General features: G+C 46.1%; 23 protein-coding genes and 1 tRNA gene. 10 read left to right on the top strand and 14 right to left on the bottom strand.

From position 1 onward, the window contains the following. Position 1: 1 nt before the first annotated feature. The 8 genes from SC79_RS13150 to SC79_RS13115 form a co-directional block, all read right to left on the bottom strand. A complete protein-coding gene (locus SC79_RS13150; RefSeq protein WP_039075432.1) occupies positions 2–1,036 on the bottom strand; it encodes a glycosyltransferase family 2 protein in 1,035 nt (344 codons plus the stop codon). A 24-nt stretch (positions 1,037–1,060) separates the two neighbouring features. Further along, positions 1,061–2,164 (bottom strand): biofilm exopolysaccharide biosynthesis protein EpsG, encoded by a 1,104-nt coding sequence (gene epsG, locus SC79_RS13145; protein WP_039075431.1) that lies wholly within the window; start codon positions 2,162–2,164, stop codon positions 1,061–1,063. Between the two features lie 3 nt (positions 2,165–2,167). Beyond that, positions 2,168–3,316: a glycosyltransferase family 1 protein gene (locus SC79_RS13140; RefSeq protein ID WP_039075430.1), complete on the bottom strand. Its 1,149-nt coding sequence runs from the start codon at positions 3,314–3,316 to the stop codon at positions 2,168–2,170. Then, positions 3,309–4,145 carry a glycosyltransferase family 2 protein gene (locus tag SC79_RS13135; protein ID WP_039075429.1) on the bottom strand — a complete coding sequence of 279 codons (837 nt, stop codon included), beginning with the start codon at positions 4,143–4,145 and terminating at the stop codon, positions 3,309–3,311. The genes SC79_RS13140 and SC79_RS13135 overlap by 8 nt, the downstream gene beginning before the upstream one ends. Then, positions 4,142–5,287: a glycosyltransferase family 4 protein gene (locus tag SC79_RS13130; protein WP_039075428.1), complete on the bottom strand. Its 1,146-nt coding sequence runs from the start codon at positions 5,285–5,287 to the stop codon at positions 4,142–4,144. Before SC79_RS13130 ends, SC79_RS13135 begins: the two co-directional genes overlap by 4 nt. A gap of 11 nt (positions 5,288–5,298) precedes the next feature. Next, positions 5,299–7,119 (bottom strand): polysaccharide biosynthesis protein, encoded by a 1,821-nt coding sequence (locus SC79_RS13125; RefSeq protein ID WP_180298687.1) that lies wholly within the window; start codon positions 7,117–7,119, stop codon positions 5,299–5,301. 241 nt (positions 7,120–7,360) lie between these two features. Beyond that, the gene (epsB, locus tag SC79_RS13120; protein WP_039075427.1) at positions 7,361–8,044 is read right to left on the bottom strand and encodes a protein tyrosine kinase EpsB; all 684 of its coding nucleotides are present in this window, start codon (positions 8,042–8,044) and stop codon (positions 7,361–7,363) included. Positions 8,045–8,049: 5 nt separating this feature from the next. Beyond that, complete coding sequence (locus SC79_RS13115) at positions 8,050–8,754, bottom strand: YveK family protein (RefSeq protein WP_039075426.1); 705 nt, start codon at positions 8,752–8,754, stop codon at positions 8,050–8,052. A 245-nt stretch (positions 8,755–8,999) separates the two neighbouring features. On the opposite strand from SC79_RS13115, the gene slrR reads away from it, so the two are divergent. The 3 genes from slrR (at position 9,000) to SC79_RS13100 (ending at position 11,193) form a co-directional block, all read left to right on the top strand. Then, complete coding sequence (gene slrR / locus SC79_RS13110) at positions 9,000–9,458, top strand: HTH-type transcriptional regulator SlrR (RefSeq protein ID WP_039075425.1); 459 nt, start codon at positions 9,000–9,002, stop codon at positions 9,456–9,458. 74 nt (positions 9,459–9,532) lie between these two features. After that, the gene (locus SC79_RS13105; RefSeq protein ID WP_039075424.1) at positions 9,533–10,999 is read left to right on the top strand and encodes a carboxylesterase/lipase family protein; all 1,467 of its coding nucleotides are present in this window, start codon (positions 9,533–9,535) and stop codon (positions 10,997–10,999) included. A gap of 2 nt (positions 11,000–11,001) precedes the next feature. Next, on the top strand, positions 11,002–11,193 hold the full coding sequence (locus tag SC79_RS13100; protein WP_010328681.1) for a hypothetical protein: 192 nt from the start codon (positions 11,002–11,004) through the stop codon (positions 11,191–11,193). A gap of 28 nt (positions 11,194–11,221) precedes the next feature. On the opposite strand, the gene padC is transcribed toward SC79_RS13100, so the two are convergent. The 4 genes from padC to SC79_RS13080 all read right to left on the bottom strand — a co-directional run bounded on the left by padC (position 11,222) and on the right by SC79_RS13080 (position 14,368). Next, a complete protein-coding gene (padC, locus tag SC79_RS13095) occupies positions 11,222–11,704 on the bottom strand; it encodes a phenolic acid decarboxylase (protein WP_010328682.1) in 483 nt (160 codons plus the stop codon). A gap of 21 nt (positions 11,705–11,725) precedes the next feature. Continuing rightward, complete coding sequence (locus tag SC79_RS13090; RefSeq protein WP_039075696.1) at positions 11,726–12,181, bottom strand: DUF3237 domain-containing protein; 456 nt, start codon at positions 12,179–12,181, stop codon at positions 11,726–11,728. Positions 12,182–12,303: 122 nt separating this feature from the next. Further along, positions 12,304–12,987: an aspartate/glutamate racemase family protein gene (locus tag SC79_RS13085; protein WP_039075695.1), complete on the bottom strand. Its 684-nt coding sequence runs from the start codon at positions 12,985–12,987 to the stop codon at positions 12,304–12,306. Positions 12,988–13,012: 25 nt separating this feature from the next. Continuing rightward, complete coding sequence (locus tag SC79_RS13080) at positions 13,013–14,368, bottom strand: serine hydrolase (RefSeq protein WP_039075423.1); 1,356 nt, start codon at positions 14,366–14,368, stop codon at positions 13,013–13,015. Between the two features lie 588 nt (positions 14,369–14,956). On the opposite strand from SC79_RS13080, the gene sacB reads away from it, so the two are divergent. The 6 genes from sacB to SC79_RS13045 all read left to right on the top strand — a co-directional run bounded on the left by sacB (position 14,957) and on the right by SC79_RS13045 (position 21,087). Then, positions 14,957–16,378, top strand: coding sequence for a levansucrase (gene sacB / locus SC79_RS13070; protein WP_039075421.1), 1,422 nt, complete (start codon positions 14,957–14,959; stop codon positions 16,376–16,378). A 76-nt stretch (positions 16,379–16,454) separates the two neighbouring features. Next, positions 16,455–18,005, top strand: coding sequence for a glycoside hydrolase family 32 protein (locus SC79_RS13065; protein WP_039075420.1), 1,551 nt, complete (start codon positions 16,455–16,457; stop codon positions 18,003–18,005). Between the two features lie 105 nt (positions 18,006–18,110). Then, on the top strand, positions 18,111–19,673 hold the full coding sequence (gene aspP, locus SC79_RS13060) for an aspartate/proton symporter AspP (RefSeq protein ID WP_039075419.1): 1,563 nt from the start codon (positions 18,111–18,113) through the stop codon (positions 19,671–19,673). Between the two features lie 94 nt (positions 19,674–19,767). Then, a complete protein-coding gene (locus SC79_RS13055; protein WP_039075418.1) occupies positions 19,768–20,352 on the top strand; it encodes a TetR family transcriptional regulator in 585 nt (194 codons plus the stop codon). Between the two features lie 79 nt (positions 20,353–20,431). Beyond that, on the top strand, positions 20,432–20,767 hold the full coding sequence (locus SC79_RS13050) for a DMT family transporter (RefSeq protein WP_039075417.1): 336 nt from the start codon (positions 20,432–20,434) through the stop codon (positions 20,765–20,767). Continuing rightward, complete coding sequence (locus SC79_RS13045) at positions 20,767–21,087, top strand: DMT family transporter (RefSeq protein ID WP_010328691.1); 321 nt, start codon at positions 20,767–20,769, stop codon at positions 21,085–21,087. Before SC79_RS13050 ends, SC79_RS13045 begins: the two co-directional genes overlap by 1 nt. A gap of 293 nt (positions 21,088–21,380) precedes the next feature. On the opposite strand, the gene SC79_RS13040 is transcribed toward SC79_RS13045, so the two are convergent. Then, positions 21,381–21,896: a DUF3231 family protein gene (locus SC79_RS13040; protein WP_039075416.1), complete on the bottom strand. Its 516-nt coding sequence runs from the start codon at positions 21,894–21,896 to the stop codon at positions 21,381–21,383. A 153-nt stretch (positions 21,897–22,049) separates the two neighbouring features. Next, positions 22,050–22,125, bottom strand: a tRNA-Arg gene (locus tag SC79_RS13035). 269 nt (positions 22,126–22,394) lie between these two features. On the opposite strand from SC79_RS13035, the gene clpP reads away from it, so the two are divergent. After that, positions 22,395–22,991 (top strand): ATP-dependent Clp endopeptidase proteolytic subunit ClpP, encoded by a 597-nt coding sequence (clpP, locus tag SC79_RS13030; RefSeq protein WP_003219849.1) that lies wholly within the window; start codon positions 22,395–22,397, stop codon positions 22,989–22,991. Positions 22,992–23,040 lie beyond the last annotated feature (49 nt).

The raw sequence follows: 23,040 nt of genomic DNA, 5'->3' as shown, positions 1-23,040 counted from the left end.
CTCACCCTCTGTTTCTCATTTTGTACTCGATCACCCGCTGATACACGGCTGACGCCATAGCGACGAACGGAATCATTCTGTATTTTGCCATCAGAAGCAGGCATGACCGTTTTGCGTCAAAAGGCGCGGTTCCCGTTTTTGAGAGGCTCTCCCGGAACACTGGATCTGCGCAAATCACGCCGACATTTCTAAGTTTTTCAAACAGCCGGCGGCTGCCGCTGGTTTTCCATTCATTCAGCATACAGATGCTGCTGTGAAGCACGATAAAGGTATCAAGCTCCTTTTGGTACTCCTCAGATTTGTTGTTTTCCTGTAAAAACGCCGCATTCGCCTCGTACAGCGCAAGTCCTGATTCAAACAGTTTTTTCTGATAGCGCTGCACGATGGATGATAGGTGAATTCGGTAATGGTAGAGCGGCGCTTTCACATAGGTTATCGAACGGGCGAAGAAATGAGCCCTGAAGCTAAAAAACTGATCCTCGACATGCTCCAGCTCGCCACGGAGCGGAAACGACAGCCGATGTGCTTTAATCATGCTTCTCCTGTACAGTTTGTTCCATGAAAACCCTCTGACCTTCCCTTCGAATAGCGCCTTGATATAGTGTGCCTTCGGCTGGTCCTGATAGGTTTCCGCAATGTCAGAGATCATTGTTTTTCCAGTGTCCTCAAATTCGGCGGCGTAATTGCAAATGACAAGATCAGTTTCATCGCTCGCTGCTTGGAGCATCCGCTCGCAATAATCAGGCTCGATCCAATCGTCCGAATCGATAAATGCGAGAAACTCGCCGCGTGCCGCCTCGATGCCTTTATTCCGAACCGCGCCGAGGCCTTGGTTTTCCTGATGAATCACTTTGAACCTGAGATCCTTTTTGGCGTATTCCTCCGCGATGTCCGGGCTGGCGTCTGCCGAACCGTCATTGACGATGATGACTTCAATGTTGTCCAAAGTCTGGTTCCGCAGTGATTCAAGACACGTTCTGATATATGTTTCTGTGTTATAAACAGCGACTAACAGACTAACCGCAGGTGTTTCCATAATGACCGGCTCCTCTTGCATAAATTACCGGGAAAAAATCGTTCTGTAAGGCAGAACGGACGAATCAACCGGCATAAGCAAATAACTGTAAAGAAAATAACAAACAACGATCGCGATATAGATAAGGGCATTCGATTTTTCATCAAATATCCTGACGAAATAAGGGACTAAGATGATTTGATACAAGCCGAAATAAATATTGAATCTGGCAAAGATCACATCCTTTGTGGCCAAAAGCCCGAACAAAAAGCCGAGCAGGCACAAATTGACGACGATGTCGATTTGCGGCCACAGCTTCCGCAGGCGCGCCCTGTAGCAAAAAGCGAGAAACAGGGGCAGAATCAGGACAGCGATTTTGATCACATTCATTCCATTTGTATTCGTCATCAGCCATTTCTCATAATGGCTGTATGAGCTGTTTTCTAGCACAACGACAAACACGGAAATGAATTTTTGATATAAAAACGTCATGCCAAGAAATAAAACGGATAGGCCGTATATGGCAGGCGACCAGGCTTTTCTCCTGACAATAAAATACACTGGAATCATAATCAGCGCCGAGGAATGAAAGAGCGAGCTGATCAGCACGATCAGAAAATACCGCTTCCAGTTCCCGCTGATGATATAACGGATTGCCCAAAATAAAACGGCTGCCACCATGTATTGCCTGATGCCGTTAAAAGACGCGTAATAATGGAAGGTTCCTAAAAATAAAAAGACACTCAGCTCAAACGGCCTTCCGTAGTCGGCGAGTGTCTTCATAACCAAGCTGTAGGTCACGGCCGCAACCGTGATATACATGATTTGCGGATCTTCCGTGATGAAATTCATCAGCCAAAGGAGTGTGGTAAAGCCTGGATCAGTCGCCGTTTTCGCTGTGCCGAAACCGAATATCTGCCACACATTTTGATAATCGCCCGCCAATTCGTACAGCAGTGTGTAGGTCTGAAAATCCGTGCCGACTCTGTAACGGAGACCCGACACGAGCACAAGTGAGGCAAGGGGAATCCAGATCAAAAGCTTATTCGGCCGATACCCCGTGGCGAGCGAATCATCACGGCTGCCGCACATTTTGGCAAACCAAGACCAAATATATACAATTCCCATATTAACGGCATACACAATCATCGTTTACTGTCCTTTTTCGCTGGTCAAGTTGTATACATGCAGCAGCGCTCCTACGTTTTGCTGTGCATCGTAGCCAAGTTTAGCGAGTGTTCCTTTGATGAGCTCTCGCTTCGGCCTGCCTGCGGCGGCCGCCCTGGCAATGGTTTCAGCCCAAATACCGATCGGCTCAGAAAGATTCAATCTTGTCACAAGTCCCAAACCGGCATCGACTTTTTCTGTAATGGTGTCTGAAATGATGCATGGAAGCCCCGATGCCTGCGCTTCCACCAGTACTACCGGCAAACCTTCATACAGAGACGGCATGACAAACACATCAAATGTGCGCATCAGCTCATGAATGCGTTCTTCAGTGCCTAAAAAGAGGACATCTGAAAGCAAGTTCCGCCGCCGCGCCTCCTCTTCCATTTTGTCGCGCAGCGGCCCGTCTCCTGCGAGCACGAGCTGAAAGCGAACACCTCGTTCTTTGAGATGTGCGGCAAGCTTCAGCAGAAACGCATGGTTTTTCACTTCATGAAACCGGGCCACATGGCCAATAATGAGACGGTCAACTGCAATGCCGCGTGCTGTTTTTTCTTCATCAGCCCTTTGCCCATTTGGAGCGAACAAATCGAGATCAATCCCGTTTGGAAGAAGATGAACACGCTCCCGCTCCATGTTGGACGGTCCGAATAAAAACCTGCCCGCATCCTCTCCGCAGGCACACAGTGCTGTCGCGTTCGCCAAAATCAGCCGCCTGAATGCCATCAGCTGCAGGCGATCCTTCCAATTGAAGCCGGTCTTCCACGACGTATTATGGGAATGGCAGACCCTGACCGGCACTCCGGCTAGCCTTGCCGCAAGGGCGATAAAGCCCGTCTGAAAATCCGTGTGCGCATGCACGGCGTTGAACGGACCGTTTTCTGTTATCACATGTCTTACATTCCTCACAAATGTAAGGGGATTGCTTTGTCCGATGCTCGGGACATAAAAAAGCCGCCCGCCTAAAGATAAAATTTCTTCATCATAAGCGCACGGATCATTTCGGTATGTTAAAAAATCAAATTGTACTTTGCTTCTGTCCATTTTTCGGTATAAATTCATCACCATGGTCTCCGCGCCGCCCCTGTTCATGCCGCTGAGAACATGAAGCACGCGTTTTGGAATGCTATTCATGTTTCACAAGCCCTTCTTTTTGGTTCATCACTCTTTTTTTGTGGTAGCGATTCATTACAGCAGGCGGCATAAACGCGCGGATTATCGGTTTTGCGATATATAGGTAATCAGATAAAGGAAGCTTCAAGCGCCTGCATGCCTGATAGACAAGGACGGCATTGTCTATCGAATAGGCAAATGACCGCCGGTTGAATGCCTCTCTGTCTTCCCTTACTTTATACAAGGCTTCCTGAAGGTTGTAGCCTCTGAAGCCCTCTTCAAAAAAGCGAAGCCATAAATCAATATCCTCCATCCGTCTCGTCCGCCTCACCGACCGGTAGCCTTTCAGCGTACGGTAAGCGCTCGCTCTCATCATAATCGTTCCGTGGCAAAACGGGGTCCCTTTTGCCATGATGCCCGGTTCCGGAACAGAAGGCAGGATGCGTGTGCCCCTTGTCCCACTTTCATCAAATACAAGCATGCCGGTGCCAACCACCTGATAGTGGCGGTGCTTCTCTAAGAATGCGACCTGCTTTTCCAGACGGCGCGGAAATGAAAGGTCGTCTCCGTCCTGGCGGGCGATATAATCGCCTGTGGCATGTGAAAGGCAATGATTTAATGACGCGGCAAGCCGCTTGTTTGTTTTGTTTTGAATCACCTTGATGCGGTCGCTGTAATGAGCGGCATACTGCTTCGCGATTTGAAGCGTGCCGTCTGTTGACGCATCATCGCACATAATCAGCTCCCAATGTTTGTAGGATTGGCTGAGAACGGATTCGATGCTTTCCGCCAAAGTGCGTTCACAATTATAAATGCCCATAATGACAGAAACTTTCGGTCTTGAGTTCATACGCTTTTCTCCTTTTTATCTATATCCATGTACGCGGAATAAATATCTGCCATTTCTTCCACCGTCCGCGCCTCCGAAAAGCGCAAGGCTGTTTTCCGGCCTTCCTGCCCCAGCTTTCTGCAGAGTTCCGGTGTACGGTAAAGCTGTTTAATCCGGCTGGCAAAACCGGCACTGTCGCCGATTTTGATCAGAAAACCATTTTCTCCGTCCCTGATGATTTCCCGGTGCCCGCGATTATCCGTGGCAATCGCCGGCTTTTCCGCGGCCATCCCCTCAAGCACATTCATGCCGAGGCCTTCTCTCATGCTGGATGCGACTGATAGATCTGCAAGCTGAATCAGTTCGTGAATGTCGCGGCAAAAGCCGTAAAAGCGGACATTGCCGGAAGCGCCAAGCTTTTCAGCCAACGTTCGATAGGTTTGTTCCATCGCCCCTTCTCCGGCAAAAACAAGACGAAGCGACGGTATTTTATCTTTCAGCAAGGCTGCGGCTTCAATTAACAGCTTCTGATTTTTATTGAGATTAAGTTCAGCCGGATAAACCAATATAAAATCGTCTTCACTGAATCCATGTTTTTCTCTGAGTCTTTGCTTCTCTTGCAGGCTGACAGGCCGAAACCGGTCTGTATTGACGCCGATGCCATGAATTTTCCGCGTCATGCCGCCCGGCCTTTGAAGTCCTTTCGCCCTTATGTAATCCTCTTCATTGATCGTAATCAGACAGTCCGTATAGGCCGAGAGCCATTTCTCAACCGGATAGTAAAGAAGCCAATTTTTGATCGGTGCTCCGCTGCAGAAGTGAAATCCGTGCGCGGTGTACAGCACTTTTGTTCCGTGCCGCCTCGCTTGCCTCGCCGCTAGTCTGGCAAGAACGCCGCCGACCGGCGTATGGCAATGGACAATGTCGTATTGATTGGTATCGATCACTTCCTTCAGCTGCCTGTAAACGGCGAGATTTTGCGGATGAAAGGGTGACCTGCGAATCGGAATGGAAAATTTCTCGTCCACATACGGCAGTTTCGTTTGTCCGCTCGCCGCGACATGAACCTCCCAGCCCATTCGTTTAAACCATGTAAAGTAAGGGAGGTGAAAGGCTTTAAAATGATAATCAACCGTCGCGCAAAACAATATCTTTTTCGTCATCTTCACTCCCCCTAATGAACACTGGCAGCCGTCATTGTGTCTGATGTATGGATTGCCGCAAACAGCCTCGCTCTCAGATCGTCTTCCGGCAGCTCATGAAAATCCTCGATAAAACGCATCAGGACTGGCCAATCGCCATCCACCGCTTTGCCGATATGAATTTTCGGAAAGATTTGTTCAGTGTGTACTTCATTTTGGTTCAGCAATTCCTCATACATTTTTTCACCGGGGCGAATGCCTGTGAATTCGATTGGAATCTGCTCAGTCGTATAGCCGGACAGATGAATGAGGTTTTTGGCAAGGTCCACAATCTTTACAGGCTCTCCCATATCGAGAACAAAAATCTGGCGCCCTTTCGCCAGTGCACCGGCCTGAATCACAAGCCTTGAAGCCTCGGGGATCGTCATGAAATAGCGGGTCATCGCCGGATGTGTCACAGTTACCGGACCGCCTTTTTCAATCTGCTTTTTAAAAATCGGAATAACGCTGCCGCGGCTCCCGAGCACATTGCCGAAGCGGACAGCGACAAACTTGGTTCTGCTCACTTTTCCAAGATTCATAATAATCATCTCGGCGAATCGTTTTGTCGCCCCCATTATATTGGCCGGGTTCACCGCTTTGTCTGATGAAATCAGCACAAATGTCTCTGTCCCCGACATATCGGCTGCTTCCGCGACATTTTTTGTTCCAATGATGTTGTTTTTGACAGCCTCCTCAGGGTTGTGCTCCATTAACGGCACATGCTTATGGGCAGCTGCATGGTAGACCACGTGCGGCTCGTACTTTTTCATCAAGGTAAACATTTTATCGCGGTCCTGCACATCCGCAATTTCTGTATGAAACACAATGTGTTTGCCGAATCGACCGTTCAGCTCTGTATAAATCGAATGAATGCTGTTTTCTCCATGGCCGAGCAGAATGATTTCCTTAGGCTGAAACACGCTGATTTGCCGGCAGATTTCCGAGCCGATTGATCCGCCCGCTCCCGTAACGAGAACTGTTTTTCCTTTAATGCGGTTCGAAATTTCGCTTGTGTCGAGGGTTACCGGCTTTCTGCCGAGCAAATCCTCTGCTTTTACATCTCTGATTTGCCCGGCAGTTCTCGAGCCGAGCAGCATTTCATCAAAGTGAGGCATAATTTTGATGGTGGCCCCAGTTCGTACACATTCCTTATATAACACCTGAAGTTCATGGGTGTGGAGTGAAGGAATCGCAATAATAATATAGTTAATTTTGAGCCTTTGCACCGCAGGCATGATACTTTCTTTTCCGCCGATCACTGGCAGCCCCATGATTTCTAATTTATGCTTCGTTTGATCGTCATCAATAAAAGCGACAGGTATGATGTCGGGATCATCTTTTGAAAGCAGCTGCCTGACCATAAGAGTCCCTCCTGAGCCCGCCCCGATAATCAGCGCGCGGGAAGAGGCGCTGCGGTTCTTTTTGATGCTTTCTTTCAACACTCTCGACAAAACACGGGTTCCTCCGATGGACAAAAGCTGCAGCACCCAGCACGCGATTAACAGACGGAAGAACATCGTATGATACACAGCATACTGAATGACGCCGGTCACAGCGGCCGAAAGCGTGATGCCCTTCAACAGGACCATCAGCTCGCCGATTCCGGTGTATGTCCATACCTGTTTATACTGATGGAACAGGAAGGCACAGACATGATAGCTGAGGAGCAAGCTGACAGCGGTAAGCAATAATGCTCCGGAGTCATAAAATTGATAAGAATCTTTTAAAAATTGATATCCTGCAATAACTGAATGTAAAACGAGATAAGTATCCAGCGCAATAATCATTGAAAGTCTTCTCCGGTAACTCAACCTTTTCCCCCCTAATTCTTTTATCGGTTTAGCTGCGGCGGTTTTCGTCCTCCAAAACATCGGCGGCAGCTAAACCGACAACTCACCACATTCTATGTATATATTAAATAAGCGGGCATTTAACCCATCCTCACGCCCCGCCAGCGACGACCAGCATCTAAGGCAGCAAAATTCATCTGCCCACAGCGGAGCCGAGTGCCTCCATTGATACAGGTCAGGAGACATCACCTTTATCATCTATTTAGTAGGAATAGTGTTCCGACTTTTTCATTTTCTTTTTGTTTAAAAGTGCGCCTAACAGCTTCGCGTTGGATTGTTCCAGTGCATCCTTCGCTTTCAGGACAGTATCCGTTTTCGTTTTTCCGCTTAAAACGACGAGCACGCTGCCGTCTGTCTGGTTTGCTAAAATCTGAGCATCCGCAACCGCCAAGAGCGGAGGGGAATCAAAAATGACAAGGCTGTATTGTTCATAAATGTCAGATATTACATCACCCATCGCTTTTGAAGACAGCAGTTCTGCCGGATTCGGCGGGGTTGGTCCGCTTGTCAGCACATATAAGTTATCAATCGGCGTCTTTTGCACCGTCTCACTGAGTGAAGCATTACCAACCAGCACATTTGTCAGCCCCGTAGTATTCTCAACCTGGAATGTCTGATTGATGGTCGGCTTTCTTAAATCGGCATCCACCAGCAGCACTTTCTTTTCCTGCTGCTGCGCAAAGACTGCCGCAAGATTCGCCGCACTGAACGATTTACCTTCACCAGGCACAGAGGAGGTGACGAGGATAGACCGCAAGTTGGTCTGGACGGATGAAAACTCAATGTTTGTCCGAATGGTGCGGTATTGTTCCGCAACAATTGATTTATTGTGTAAAACAGATATTTGAGCCAAACCTCGTCTTGCTTTCTTTTTTCTAAAGACCACTCGCTTCACTCCCCGAAATGTTTTAGCCCGCGATTCCGCCCTTTTTGGACATCAGGGACGGAGCCTAAGCATGGCAATCCGGTTCTCTCGCTGAGCTGGCGTGCGCTTTTGCACGTATCATCGAGAAAATGCAGAAAAAATGCCAGTGTAATGCCGCCCATGACAGCAGCGCCAAAAGCCATGACCATGTTTCGCAGCCGGGCCGGCTTGATCATCGGGCTTTCAGAAGCCTTCGCCTCTGACAAAATATGTATGCCTTGTATGTTCATCCTTTCATCTACTTCTTTTTCAAATTTGTTCACTAGCGTGTTCGCAATCTCAGCCGCTTTCGCCGGATCGTGATCCTGGACGGACACGGTGATAATTTCTGATTCATTCTCACTGCCTGTCATCACTTTGCCTTTCAGTGATGAAGCCGATTCAGAAAGGTGCAACTCCGCCTTGACCTTTTCCATCAAGGCCTTGCTTTTCATAATTGATTGGAACGTGCTGCTGTACTGAAGATTTCGCTGGATGTCACTGAGATTCGAGTTTTCATCACCGTCTGATTCATGAATCAGCACTTGTGTCGATGCTTGGTAGGTCGGTGAAATGACCTTAAATTGCACAAAACCCGCCATAGCGGTAACGCTGATTGTGATGAGCAGAATCAGCACGAATCTGTGTCTGACAATCGCATATAATTCTTTAAAACTCATATTCTCATTCATGTATTCATAGCCTTCAGCCTTCCCGCGGCTGGCTTCCCGCGCCCCTTTCTGTTAATGATTGGATTATAAAAGAAAACGATATTATTTAAAAATTGCAAAATAAGCCAATAAGTTCTCTTTAGAGAACAAAATCATGATTTTCCTCTTATTTACTGCACTTCCCTTATTATTTTAAATTTTATAAAGAACGGATAATTCCTTATAATGAACGAAATAACGACAGGAATAGAGGCGAATTACATATCATGATTGGAAGAATTATCCGTTTATACCGTAAAAGAAAAGGCTATTCTATTAATCAGCTGGCGGTTGAGTCAGGTGTATCTAAATCCTATTTAAGCAAGATTGAAAGGGGCGTTCATTCAAATCCGTCCGTTCAATTTTTAAAGAAAATTTCCGTCACGCTGGAAGTGGAATTAACAGAATTATTCGACGCAGAAACAATGATGTATGAAAAAATCAGCGGCGGTGAAGAAGAATGGCGCGTGCATCTTGTGCAAGCCGTACAAGCCGGGATGGAAAAGGAAGAGTTGTTCACTTTTACGAACATTCTCAAGAAAGAACAGCCTGAAACCGCTTCCTACCGAAACCGTAAACTGACGGAATCCAATATAGAGGAATGGAAGGCGCTGATGGAGGAAGCAAGAGAAATCGGCTTGACCGTGCAGGAAGTCAAATCCTTTTTCAAGACGATGGGAAGATGAATATCGGCTAAGGGCTGAGGTTCGCATTCTCAGGGCAATTTTGTTTATAATGGGGGAAAAAGGGAGAGAGTACGATGTCTAAAACAGTAACAACTCGATACGGGAAAGTAAAAGGCACAACAGAAAATGGCGTACATATATGGAAAGGCGTCCCCTATGCCAAGCCGCCTGTCGGACAGTTGCGTTTTAAAGCACCGGAGCCGCCTGAATCGTGGGAGGACAAACTGGACGCAACAGCTTATGGCCCGATTTGCCCGCAGCCGTCTGATTTGCTGTCTCTTTCATATGCTGAGCCCCCCCGCCAGTCTGAGGATTGTCTGTATGTCAATGTTTTCGCGCCTGACACCCAGAGCCAAAACCTGCCTGTCATGGTGTGGATTCACGGGGGCGCTTTTTATCTCGGAGCGGGCAGCGAGCCGTTATATGATGGATCAAGCCTTGCCGCGCGGGGAGACGTCATTGTCGTGACACTGAACTATCGGCTTGGGCCGTTTGGATTTTTACATTTGTCTTCGTTTGATGAGGCGTATTCTGATAACCTTGGGCTGTTGGACCAAACCGCCGCACTGAAATGGGTGCGAGACAATATCTCAGCGTTTGGCGGTGATCCAGATAACGTAACAGTTTTTGGAGAATCGGCTGGCAGCATGAGCATTGCCGCGCTGCTCGCTATGCCTGCGGCAAAAGGCCTGTTCCAGAAAGCGATCATGGAAAGCGGCGCTTCCCGAACAATGACGAAAGAGAAAGCGGCAAGCACCGCGGCCGCCTTTTTACAAGTCCTTGGGATTGACGAAAGCCAATTGGGCAAATTGCATACTCTATCAGCGGAAGATTTGCTTAAAGCGGCCGATCGGCTTCGGAAAGCAGAAAATGAAAATATCTTTCAACTGTTTTTCCAGCCCGCCCTTGATCCGAAAACGCTGCCTGCTGAACCAGAAAAAGCGATCGAAGAGGGTGCTGCGGCCGGCATTCCGCTATTAATCGGAACAAATCGCGATGAAGGAGATTTATTTTTCACCCCGGATTCAGACGTACATTCTCAGGAAACTCTTGATGCCGCGCTCGAGTATTTATTAGGACAGCCGCTGGCCAAGAAAGCCGCCGATCTGTATCCGCGTTCACTTGAAAGCCAAATTCATATGATGACTGATTTGCTATTTTGGCGTCCGGCCGTCGCCTATGCCTCCGCCCAGTCCCATTACGCGCCTGTTTGGATGTACCGATTCGACTGGCACTCGGATAAGCCGCCGTACAATAAAGCGTTTCACGCATTAGAGCTTCCTTTCGTTTTCGGAAATCTCGGCGGGTTAGAACAGATGGCAAAAGCGGAGATAACGGATGAGGTGAAACAGCTTTCTCATACCATACAATCAGCATGGATCGCGTTCGCCAAAACAGGAAACCCAAGCACTGAAAATGTAAAATGGCCTGCGTACGACGCAGAAGCAAGAAAGACGCTGATTTTAGATTCAGAGATTACGATTGAAAACGATCCTGAATCTGCAAAAAGGCAAAAACTATTCCCTTCACAAGGAGAATAAATATGGGAAAAATAGGATACACAGGCACTTTCATCGTTGTGGCAGCATGTATCATCATTTTTTCGGCAGTCGTATTATGGCGGGACACAGCCTATTATCAGCCCATCCGCTGGACTGGAATCGTACTGTTTTTCACGGGAATTGCAATGGTTCCCGCATATTCGGCAAAAAGAAAACCCGGAAAAGAGAAATAACTCTCTTTTCCGGGTTTTTCTGTTTTTATCATTTACCCGCGCGAATATCGTCTGTCATTCCTTCATAAGGAGCTTTCGAAATCACTTCTTCATTGTCGGCTCCCTCATTTTTCAGAAATGTAATCTCCGCAAATTCAGGCACAACGTATTTTGGATACGTTTCATATTTCTCGCGGGATTCTTTCATCAAGTCAATGTGGTCATTTTGGTAGCAGACCGTAATTTCAGGATGTTCATGCACCCATTTCGGGAAGAAAATAATGCCGTGCATGCGTTTTTCATTCGGCATAAAGTTGAGTGAAACATCTGTGCCTGTCGGCTCTGTCCAAGACACTTTATATACGCCTTCTGTCAGTTTGACAATATTGACTTCCTGATCCCGAACCCAACGTCCGGCAACCATTCCGCTATGAATTCTATAATCGATTGTATGGTCGTTTTTAATATAAATCTCGTATTCCCATCCATTTTCATACGTGTAAATCATGTGGCTTCCGATAAAGTTTTCCATCTTTCACACTCTCCTTAGTCTTTACTGTAATTCATAAATGTCTAGTCGAACGCAATCAGGGGTTCTTTCTGCGGAACCGATAAACAAGCGGTCATGCAGCCATTGATAAGCTTCACTGCCTGTTTCAAATGTCGGCACCGTACGAAAATAAACATGCTCCGGATCAATGATTTCTCCGGCTGCGGCTTGTTTTCGAAACGGCTCGCTGACTTGCCGTATTCCATTGTTTTGAATATAAATCAGTTCATGATCGGCTGTTTCGATTACATATCTGGCAGACAAATCTGTTCTGCCGTCAGCGCGAATGATTTGTGAATCGGCACCGCCCGGCAAAACACGCCCTTTTACTTTCCCGGTTATGGTTCCCGAACGAATCGGAATCCACCGTCTCAGTCCCAGGCCTGTCTCACCAATGGTGGTGGGCGGATCAACCTTAATTTCTAAAGAGGCAAATTGTTTTAAAACCGGCTTATTCATCAGCATACCTCGCATCCCAGAAAAATCATGTAACTATTTACATGTTTAATTTAACACTACTGCGTACAGCTGTCAAACAATAGGAGCATAAAAAAACAAGGGCTGTTCGTAGACAGTCCTTGTTACCTTTGATAGGAAAGATATGTGCTGACAGTGCTTTTCGCAAGACAGTCGGAGGAATCGATAATCGGAATCTCGCTTTGAATATGATCTAACACCGCATTTAAATCCGTGCAGGCTGAAATGATAATGTCTGCCTGCTGACTGATTTCAGCGTATAGCTTCTGCCACAACGCGTGTGTCTGCTCCGTATGATTCGGCTGTTTGATTGCGGCGATGAGCTGATTTACAGCCTGCTGCCAATGATCCTTGTGAACAACTTCTTGTCCGTTTGCCTTCAGCCCTTTTTGGTAGATACCTGATTGGATGGTTGACTCTGTTCCTAAAACAACCGCTTTTTTTGCAGTGTGCGGAATTTCTTTTACCGTTTCCTTGGTGATATGTAACAAAGGAACGGCCAACGCCTGCTGAATCTCTTCATAATACACATGTGCCGTGTTACAAGGAAGAGCGATAAAATCAACGCCTGTTTTCTCAAGCTTTACCGCACCATCGATAATCGCCCTTTTCATCTCCTCATGGTCGATGGGGCGATCTGCATAGAATGGGGTTGGGCATGAATAAATCATCATGTGCGGAAAGTCGATATCATGTGAAGCCCCATACAGCTTTTGGCAGTAATCAACCACCTTATCAACAAATGGCGAGGTCGATTTCGGCCCCATTCCGGCTAATATTCCGATCATCACGTTCATTCCTTTCTCTTTCTTTTTAATTCGTGCGGACAACTTCTTCTTCTGTTCCATCCTCATAGAGAATAAAGCTTTTTGCAGCATCATCGCCTAACAAAAATTCGATTTCAACAGACAATGACCGCAAAAAGAAACGGGTTTCCGAGGAAGGAAATAATTCAAGCCTCACCTGTCCGGTGATCTGCAAATAAAGCTTATCATTCTCGGCTGTCACCCGCGCGGCCGTGCCATCCTGAAACAAATAGCTGCCAACATAGCGGCTGTATATCGCCGGATCAACTTCTTTTTTCTTTTGATCAGCAGGACGTTGCGGGATCTCATATGGCTGGCCAAATAAAATATGTTCCGCAGCCTTCAGAATCGCTTGTTCATATTCCGCCTCCTCTTCCTTGTTACTCAGATAGATCAGCGTTTTACGCCGATCTATATATCGGATCATCATCGTCGAATAGCCAGGCCATCCACCGCTGTGGCTGACAATACGCCCTTTTTCAGGACTGTGTTGCAGCACCCAGCCAAAACCGTAATCGAACGTTTCACCATTGTTCAGGCGCACCGGCGAAAATGCGGCTTCCTTAGAATCGTTACTGATGAAATTGTCCTGATATAAAGCCTGATCAAACCGAAACAAATCGCTTGTGACAGCGTTCACCGTCCCATCTCCCTGAATGCCATCGAGGTACACAACATAGTTTGTTTCTTCCAGATCATCAGGCAGGACGTACGTTTCAGAATGGACATCATATACGTATCCATATGCATAATGATCGATCTGCTCAGGCCGAAGCCTCCTATTATACACTCTCGTTTCATTCATGCCGAGCGGTGAGAACATATGTGTTTTCATAAAATCAGAATAGCTCATGCCGGAGGCTTTTTCCATGATTACCGCCAGCAGCACATACCCCGTGTTGCTGTACAGCCAGCCTTCGTTCGGCTGAAAATAACCTGGCAGCCCCTCATTCATCAGCATATCGACAATATCCTGATTCACCGCGATCTTGTGTTTGTCCCAATTGGCAAGAAACCATTCAATATAATCAGGCAGCCCTGACGTATGATTCAATAAATGCCGAATTGTGACGCCCTGATATGGAAAACCCGGCAGCCAACGCTCGACTTTGTCTTCATATCCAAGAAATCCTTTCTCCTCGAGCAATATAATCCCCAAAGCTGTAAACGGCTTTGACAGAGACGCTAACTCAAACAAAGAGCTGGTTTGCAAAGGCCGTTTTTCCGCCAGTTCCGCATAACCGAAAGAGTGATGATATAAAATATCGCCATCCTCCGCGGCCAGAACCGTCCCGTTGAACTGCTGCTTTTCCGCCAACACAGAGAATAATGTGCCAAGATGTTTCCTTTTTTCTCGCTTCATTTTTACACCTCCCATAATGTCTACGATATTTCCCCTTCTATAGTTTCGAAAATTTGAAAAATATGAAAGAAATCATATTCCGAAAGAGTGATAGTGGCCTGCATCCTGAATCCGTTTCACAATCGCTTCCGCAACCGCCAAAGCCGCAGCCCCCGAATTCAACCGTTGCGAAAAGACCAATTGATGACCCGGGCAACCAGTCTCTAAAACAGCCGATCTTCCAGAAAAGAAAAGAGCTTTCACCACATTGTTATGCAGAATCACCCTGACTTTCCGCAACACCCGTTAGTCTATTCGACTCATATTCACGAAGGTCTTTTTTCATTTTCTATCAAACAAAAGAGGAAAATAGACCCGTTGTAATCTAAACGAGAGTCTAATAGAATGATGTCGAAAAGTAAATCGCGCAGGTTTGTTACTGATAAAGCAGGCAAGACCTAAAATGTGTAAAGGGCAAAGTGTATTCTTTGGCATCACCCTTACATATTTTAGGTCTTTTTTTATTGAAGTAACTGACTTGCCATCTTCAACAGGAGGGCCGGAAGAAGCAAACCGCTAACACAGTACATCAAAAAGGAGACATGAACGATGAACATCAAAAAGTTTGCAAAACAAGCGACAGCATTAACCTTTACAACTGCACTGCTGGCAGGAGGCGCGACTCAAGCGTTTGCGAAAGAAGCGAACCAAAAACCGTATAAGGAAACGTACGGCATTACCCATATTACACGCCATGACATGCTGAAAATCCCTGAACAGCAAAAAAATGAAAAATATCAAGTGCCTGAATTCGATCCATCCACAATTAAAAATATCTCTTCTGCAAAAGGCTTGGACGTTTGGGACAGCTGGCCATTGCAAAACGCTGACGGCACAGTCGCAAACTATCACGGCTACCACATTGTCTTTGCGTTAGCGGGAGACCCTAAAGATGCGGATGACACATCGATTTACATGTTCTATCAAAAAGTCGGCGAAACGTCTATTGACAGCTGGAAAAACGCGGGCCGCGTCTTCAAAGACAGCGACAAATTCGATGCAAATGATTCCATCCTGAAAGACCAAACACAAGAATGGTCTGGTTCAGCGACATTCACATCTGACGGTCACATTCGTTTGTTCTACACTGACTTCTCTGGTAAACATTACGGCAAACAAACACTGACAACTGCACAGGTTAACGTATCAACGTCAGACAGCTCTCTGAATATCGACGGTGTAGAGGATTATAAATCAATCTTTGACGGTGACGGCAAAACGTATCAAAATGTACAGCAGTTCATCGATGAAGGCAACTACAGCTCCGGTGATAACCATACGCTGAGAGATCCGCACTACGTGGAAGATAAAGGCCGCAAATACTTAGTATTTGAAGCAAACACTGGAACTGACAACGGTTACCAAGGCGAAGAATCTTTATTTAACAAAGCGTACTACGGCAAAAGCACATCATTCTTCCGTCAAGAAAGTAAAAAACTTCTGCAAAGCGATAAAAAACGCACAGCAGAATTAGCAAACGGCGCACTCGGCATGATTGAGCTAAACGATGACTACACAATGAAAAAAGTAATGAAACCGCTGATTGCATCTAACACAGTTACAGATGAAATTGAACGCCCAAATGTCTTTAAAATGAATGGCAAATGGTACCTGTTCACTGACTCCCGCGGATCAAAAATGACAATCGACGGCATTACATCTAATGACATTTATATGCTTGGTTATGTTTCTAATTCCTTAACCGGCCCATACAAGCCGCTAAACAAAACAGGCCTTGTGTTAAAAATGGATCTTGATCCTAACGATGTGACCTTTACTTACTCACACTTCGCTGTGCCTCAAGCTAAAGGAAACAATGTCGTGATTACAAGCTACATGACAAACAGAGGTTTCTTTGCTGACAAACAAGCAACATTTGCGCCAAGCTTCCTCTTGAACATCAAAGGCAAGAAAACATCTGTAGTAAAAGACAGCATCCTTGAACAAGGACAATTAACCGTTAATAAATAAAAACGCGAAAGAAAATGCCGATATCCTATTGGCATTTTCTTTTATTTCTTATTTCCATCATAAAGGTGAATCCCATATGAACTATAAAAAAGCAGGCAAATGGCTAACCGTCTTCCTCATCTTTGCAGGAATATTGCTGTTTATCGACTTATTGCCAAACGAAGAACCTGTCAAAAAAACAAAATCAACACAGAAACCGGACTACCGGGCGGCCTATCATTTTACGACGCCGGATAAATGGAAAAATGATCCTCAAAAGCCAATCTATTTTGATGGACAATACCATTATTTTTATCTGTATAACCGGGATTATCCAAACGGAAACGGCACAGAATGGCGTCATGCCGTTTCAGAGGATTTGCTGCACTGGACCGATGAAGGCGTGGCGATTCCGAAATATACAAACCCGGACGGCGATATTTGGTCCGGTTCTGTTGTGATCGATAAAAATAACACAGCAGGATTCGGGAAAAATGCGCTGGTCGCGATTGTGACACAGCCTTCTGCCAAAGACAAAAAACAGGAGCAACATTTGTGGTACAGCACAGACAAAGGAAAATCATTCAAGTCCTATCGTGATAACCCCGTTATGCCTAATCCCGGCACAGACGACTTCAGAGACCCGAAAGTCATATGGGATGACCAGGATAACAAATGGGTCATGGCCATGGCGGAAGGGACAAAAATCGGCTTTTATGAATCCGATAACCTAAAAAACTGGCATTACACAAGCGGATTTTTCCCAGAGCAGGCGGGCATTGTGGAATGTCCTGACCTCTACATGATGCGGGCAAGTGACGGCACCAATAAGTGGGTTCTCGGTGCCAGCGCGAACGGTAAACCATGGGGCAAACCAAATACGTACGCTTACTGGACTGGAAGCTTTGACGGAAAAGAATTTACAGCGGATCAGGCCGAACCGCAATGGCTTGACTACGGCTTTGACTGGTACGGCGGCGTGACGTTCGAAGACGGCAAAAGCACAGATCCATTAGAAAAGCGGTATGCGCTTGCCTGGATGAACAATTGGGATTACGCCAACAACACACCGACAATGAAAAATGGGTTTAATGGCACAGATTCTGTTATACGCGAACTCCGGCTGCATGAGCAGGACGGCACATACAGTCTCGTCTCACAGCCGATCGAAGCTTTAGAGCAGCTGACTGTTTCAACTGACCACATAGAGGATCAGGATGTGAGCGGATCAAAAACACTGTCGATCACTGCTGATACGTATCAGCTTGATATGGATCTTTCTTGGTCAGAGCTGAAGAATACAGGCGTCAGGCTGAGAGAGTCAGAAGACCAAAAACGCCATATTGATGTCGGCATTTTCGCCGAAGACGGCTATGCATATGTTAGCAGAGCGGCTGCAAATCAGCCTGACAAAAGCAATACCTATGTCGAAAGCAAGGCACCTTTTGATGTAAGCAAACAGAAGACCCATTTAAAAATTCTCGTCGATAAAACAACGATAGAAGTATTTGTCGGCGACGGAAAAACCGTTTTTTCAAATCAAGTGTTCCCGAGACCTGAAGATAAAGGCATTACCCTTTATTCTGAAGGCGGCACAGCTTCATTTAAAAATATAACGGTGAAACATTTGGATACGATTCATAAATAAAAAACAGATGCAGCCCGTGCTGCATCTGTTTTTTTGATGAGAGCGGTATTCGCTCCTGCATATTGGGCATTGTAAGGAATATAAGGCTTGCAAAGGAGGAAGCGGATGTCTAAACAAGGAAATTTTCAGAAATCAATGTCACTGTTTGATCTGATTTTGATTGGGATGGGGGCCATCTTTGGGTCAGCGTGGCTGTTCGCTGTCAGCAATGTCGCCTCAAAAGCGGGGCCCTCCGGCGCTTTTTCCTGGATCATCGGCGGAGCCATCATTCTGTTAATCGGGCTCGTGTATGCTGAACTCGGAGCCGCTCTGCCCCGAACTGGAGGCATCATTCGATACCCCGTTTATTCACATGGCCACCTTGTCGGTTATTTAATTTCATTTGTCACAATTGTCGCTTATACAAGCCTGATTTCGATTGAAGTCACGGCAGTCCGGCAATACGTGGCCTATTGGTTTCCCGGCCTCACCAAAGAAGGCTCTGATTCACCGACCATTACAGGCTGGCTCTTGCAGTTTGCCTTGCTATGCTTGTTTTTTCTCCTGAATTATTGGAGTGTCAAAACTTTCGCTAAGGCAAATTTCATCATATCGATTTTTAAATATATTGTACCGATTACGATCATTATCGTGCTGATCTTTCATTTTAAACCTCAGAATTTATCTGTTGAAGGATTTGCGCCGTTTGGTTTTACAGGTATTCAGGCGGCGATATCCACAGGGGGCGTGATGTTTGCGTACCTGGGCCTGCACCCGATTGTGGCTGTTGCCGGCGAAGTGCGAAATCCAAAACGCAACATTCCGATCGCTTTAATCGTTTGCATCATCGTTTCCACCATCATTTATACTGTTTTGCAAGTCACTTTTATTGGCGCAATCCCGACAGAAACGCTTAAAAACGGCTGGCCTGCTATCGGACGGGAGTTCTCATTGCCTTTTAAAGATATTGCGGTCATGCTCGGTTTGGGCTGGCTTGCAACGCTTGTCATTTTAGACGCTATTTTGTCACCGGGTGGAAACGGGAATATTTTTATGAATACGACGTCTCGCCTTGTTTACGCCTGGGCGCGGAACGGCACATTATTTCGCATATTTTCAAAGGTCAATAAAGAAACGGGAACACCACGCGCTTCACTCTGGCTTTCGTTTGCCATGTCGATTTTCTGGACGCTCCCCTTCCCTTCGTGGAACGCGCTCGTCAATGTCTGTTCTGTGGCACTCATCCTTTCCTATGCGATCGCACCCATTTGCTCAGCAGCGCTCAGGGTGAATGCGAAGAACTTGAACAGGCCGTTTTATTTAAGAGGAATGGGCATTATCGGGCCGCTTTCCTTTATCTTCACGGCCTTTATCGTGTACTGGTCAGGATGGACGACCGTTTCTTGGCTGATCGGTTCACAGCTCATCATGTTTTTGGTTTATCTCTTTTTCAGCAAATATGCGCCTCAAGAAGATGTCAGTCTTGCCCAGCAGCTGAAATCTGCCTGGTGGCTGATCGGGTTTTATATCATGATGCTGGCCTTTTCCTACATCGGTTCTTTCGGACACGGTTTAGGCATTATCAGCAATCCCGTCGACCTTATTTTGGTCGCCATCGGCTCAATTGCGATTTACTACTGGGCAAAGTATACCGGGCTCCCGAAAGCCGCCATTGATTATGATCAATAAAGAAGCAAGAGGTTTTCTTGCTTCTTTATTCTTTACAAACAAATAAACCCGCGATAAAATGAATGAAAGTCATTCAGTAATGGAGGGGTTCCTTATGCCAAAACATATATCAGGCAAATATGAAAAAATTCTGCAGGCTGCCATTGACTTGATTTCTGAAAAAGGTCTCGACAAGGCGTCTATATCAGATATTGTCAAAAAGGCCGGCACTGCCCAAGGAACGTTCTATTTGTATTTCTCATCTAAAAATGCCCTCATCCCGGCAATCGCAGAAAATCTTCTCACCCATACGCTGGACCAAATCAAAGGAAGGCTGCATGGAAACGAGGATTTTTGGACCGTTTTAGATATATTAATTGATGAGACATTTCTCATTACCGAACGCCATAAGGATATTATCGTTCTCTGTTACTCCGGGCTTGCGATCGACCACTCCATGGAAAAATGGGAGACAATCTATCAGCCTTATTATTCCTGGCTCGAAAAAGTCATCCATCAGGCGATGGAAAGCCGCGAGCTAACGGAAGGAATCAATGCAAAATGGACGGCCAGAACGATTATCAACTTGGTCGAGAACACAGCTGAACGATTCTATATCGGATTTGAACAAGATGAAAATATTGAAGTGACTAAAAAAGAAATCTTTACTTTCTTAAAACGGAGCTTAGCTACAGTGTAAATTATGACTGGTCATACCGCTCATTTTTTACCGGCATAAAAATGACTGACGTTCATTCATAAAATGAGAGGTGTTTATTTTGAACTGGGTGCTTGTTTTGATTGCAGGACTTTTAGAAGTGGTTTGGGCCTCTTCCCTCAAACATGCCGATTCGCTTTTGGATTGGCTCATGATTTTGATTTTGATCGCGATCAGCTTTATGCTGTTGATCCGCTCTTATCGAAAAATCCCCATGGCCGCGGCGTACACTGTATTTGTCGGAATTGGAACCGTCGGAACATATATCACCGGCGTTGTTTTGGGCGAATCCTTCTCAGCAGCGCAAATGTTCTTTTTAGCTTTATTGCTGGCTGGTATTTTAGGAATGAAGCTCTTCACGAAAGAAAACAAAACACAGTCGGGAGGTGACTCGTAATGGCATGGTTTTTATTAGTCGTTGCCGGCATAGAAGAAATTATAGCTGCCGTCGCCATGAAATATATAGATGGAACAAGAAAAAAGTGGCCGATCATTGTAATGACTGTTGGATTTGGCTTATCCTTTTACTGCCTTTCACAAGCGATGCAGATCCTGCCTGCAGGAGTCGCTTATGCCGTCTGGACCGGCATTGGCAGCATTGGCGTATCTGCAGTCGGCTTTATCTGGTTTAAGGAACGGTTTCAGCTTTCACAGCTGATTTGTCTTGGCCTTATCCTTGCCGGTGTCATCGGCCTGCGTCTTACATCTTCATCATAAAATAAAGGCATATACAACTGTATATGCCCCAGATTGTTGACAAAATCCTAAAACGGTTCTCGTTTTAGGATTTTGTCATCTTTTCAGCGTGATTGAAAACCCTTGAAGTCTAGGAAGGACGAGCATTGGAGCAGACTTTCACAGGATGTGATGACGGCGGCGTTTAGGCAGGACGCTTAAGCATTTACCCGCCGTTCCTTTCGTCATTCGTGAGCACCGACGCGCAGGCCTGACAACGAATGCGAGGGTTTGTCGACACGCTGAGGCATATACAACTGTATATGCCCTTGCCATTAAGCCTCGTCTTGATGATTGTGAAGATGAAGCGGCGGCGGGATAAGCCAGCCTTTGTTTTTTAGCAGCCTTAAGTATTTTGCGCCGGTTGCCGCTTTAGAGATATGGAACTGCCCAAACATCATGGCAATATCCTCGCGAATTGACTCTCCCATGATTTTGCTGCATGCCACTAGCCCTGCGGCATTTTGCGCTGCTGAGGAGACTGCCACATCCGGATCGAGAAACCGCGCACCCGGCGGAATATCATTAAGATCCGCAGCCGGCGGTTCAGGAGAAGCCGGCGGGAGCGCCACCCCGTTTTCCTTCAGGATGCTGCTGACTTGTTTCACTTCATCTTGGCACTTCTCAATGGACTCACGAAGCAGTTTTTTCAAATCGTCATCACCGACATGATGCAATAACATCTGGTAATTGCTGACCATTTTGTTGCCTGCCATCACATAACTCCACAAGCTGAAAACTTCACCGTAATGCATCGGTTCCTCTTGCGGATTTCCGCTTAAAATACCCATATTTCATCCTCCTTGCAAATCTCAATATCGCACATCTCTAACGTGCCCAGCAGGAGGAAAATGTATGTACCGATGAGAAAAATTTTTAACATCAAACAAAAAAGACAAGAGAGGCAAAATGCCAAACCCTTGTCTTTCTGCTGTTCTATTGGACGCGCTCGGAGGGATTCGAACCCCCGACAGACGTGGTACCGGAAACCACCGCTCTATCCAACTGAGCTACGAGCGCATATTGACTGCGTAATGAGAACGTCAGCACAACCCATTATACGATAAGTTCATCCAAATAACAACCCTCTATTTCAGCAGACCGTTTTTTCATCTATCACATCATCTTATTTGACAATCTGGCATACGATGGTTTGAACCCTTGTGTTTTTGGGGAAAATGGGAAAAAGAGAAGACTTTGCGTGTCAAGCCAGCTTTTTGTTTGACCTTTATTGACCAAAAATGTATCATGTAACTACATACTTACCTAAAAGGTGAAGGAGGAGCATTATGAATTTAATACCTACAGTCATTGAACAAACGAACCGCGGGGAAAGAGCGTATGACATTTATTCTCGTCTATTGAAGGATCGTATCATCATGCTTGGATCTGCGATTGATGACAACGTTGCGAACTCCATCGTGTCACAGCTTTTATTCTTAGAAGCGGAAGACCCTGAAAAAGATATTTCTATTTACATCAACAGCCCGGGCGGCTCAATTACAGCCGGTATGGCGATCTATGATACCATGCAGTTTATTAAGCCGAAGGTATCTACCATTTGTATCGGTATGGCTGCATCAATGGGCGCGTTCCTGCTTGCTGCCGGAGAAAAAGGCAAACGCTATGCGCTACCAAACAGTGAAGTCATGATTCACCAGCCGCTTGGCGGTGCGCAAGGTCAGGCGACAGAAATTGAAATTGCCGCGAAACGCATTCTCTTGCTTCGCGACAAATTAAACAAAGTTCTTGCTGAGCGTACTGGCCAGCCGCTTGAAGTGATCGAACGCGACACAGACCGCGATAACTTCAAGTCTGCTGAAGAAGCGCTCGAATACGGCTTGATTGATAAAATTCTGACTCGCAACACAGAAGAGCAAAAGTAATACTGTAACCTGCAAGAGCTATGTCTCTTGCAGGTTTTTTCATTACTTT

This window comes from Bacillus sp. MSP13 (assembly GCF_000815295.1).
Classification (GTDB): Bacteria; Bacillota; Bacilli; order Bacillales; family Bacillaceae; genus Bacillus; species Bacillus vallismortis.
This window is presented reverse-complemented; position numbering and strand designations above follow the sequence as displayed.

Bases quoted from the DNA above. Each gene is read 5' to 3' on its own strand.
- SC79_RS13115 (WP_039075426.1), bottom strand. From the start codon at position 8,754: ATGAATGAGAATATGAGTTTTAAAGAATTATATGCGATTGTCAGACAC.
- aspP (WP_039075419.1), top strand. From the start codon at position 18,111: ATGTCTAAACAAGGAAATTTTCAGAAATCAATGTCACTGTTTGATCTG.
- slrR (WP_039075425.1), top strand. From the start codon at position 9,000: ATGATTGGAAGAATTATCCGTTTATACCGTAAAAGAAAAGGCTATTCT.
- clpP (WP_003219849.1), top strand. From the start codon at position 22,395: ATGAATTTAATACCTACAGTCATTGAACAAACGAACCGCGGGGAAAGA.
- SC79_RS13080 (WP_039075423.1), bottom strand. From the start codon at position 14,368: ATGAAGCGAGAAAAAAGGAAACATCTTGGCACATTATTCTCTGTGTTG.
- sacB (WP_039075421.1), top strand. From the start codon at position 14,957: ATGAACATCAAAAAGTTTGCAAAACAAGCGACAGCATTAACCTTTACA.
- SC79_RS13040 (WP_039075416.1), bottom strand. From the start codon at position 21,896: ATGGGTATTTTAAGCGGAAATCCGCAAGAGGAACCGATGCATTACGGT.
- SC79_RS13135 (WP_039075429.1), bottom strand. From the start codon at position 4,145: ATGAACTCAAGACCGAAAGTTTCTGTCATTATGGGCATTTATAATTGT.
- SC79_RS13090 (WP_039075696.1), bottom strand. From the start codon at position 12,181: ATGAATAAGCCGGTTTTAAAACAATTTGCCTCTTTAGAAATTAAGGTT.
- SC79_RS13055 (WP_039075418.1), top strand. From the start codon at position 19,768: ATGCCAAAACATATATCAGGCAAATATGAAAAAATTCTGCAGGCTGCC.
- SC79_RS13130 (WP_039075428.1), bottom strand. From the start codon at position 5,287: ATGACGAAAAAGATATTGTTTTGCGCGACGGTTGATTATCATTTTAAA.
- SC79_RS13105 (WP_039075424.1), top strand. From the start codon at position 9,533: ATGTCTAAAACAGTAACAACTCGATACGGGAAAGTAAAAGGCACAACA.
- SC79_RS13150 (WP_039075432.1), bottom strand. From the start codon at position 1,036: ATGGAAACACCTGCGGTTAGTCTGTTAGTCGCTGTTTATAACACAGAA.
- padC (WP_010328682.1), bottom strand. From the start codon at position 11,704: ATGGAAAACTTTATCGGAAGCCACATGATTTACACGTATGAAAATGGA.
- SC79_RS13085 (WP_039075695.1), bottom strand. From the start codon at position 12,987: ATGATCGGAATATTAGCCGGAATGGGGCCGAAATCGACCTCGCCATTT.
- SC79_RS13065 (WP_039075420.1), top strand. From the start codon at position 16,455: ATGAACTATAAAAAAGCAGGCAAATGGCTAACCGTCTTCCTCATCTTT.
- SC79_RS13100 (WP_010328681.1), top strand. From the start codon at position 11,002: ATGGGAAAAATAGGATACACAGGCACTTTCATCGTTGTGGCAGCATGT.
- SC79_RS13140 (WP_039075430.1), bottom strand. From the start codon at position 3,316: ATGAATAGCATTCCAAAACGCGTGCTTCATGTTCTCAGCGGCATGAAC.
- SC79_RS13045 (WP_010328691.1), top strand. From the start codon at position 20,767: ATGGCATGGTTTTTATTAGTCGTTGCCGGCATAGAAGAAATTATAGCT.
- epsG (WP_039075431.1), bottom strand. From the start codon at position 2,164: ATGATTGTGTATGCCGTTAATATGGGAATTGTATATATTTGGTCTTGG.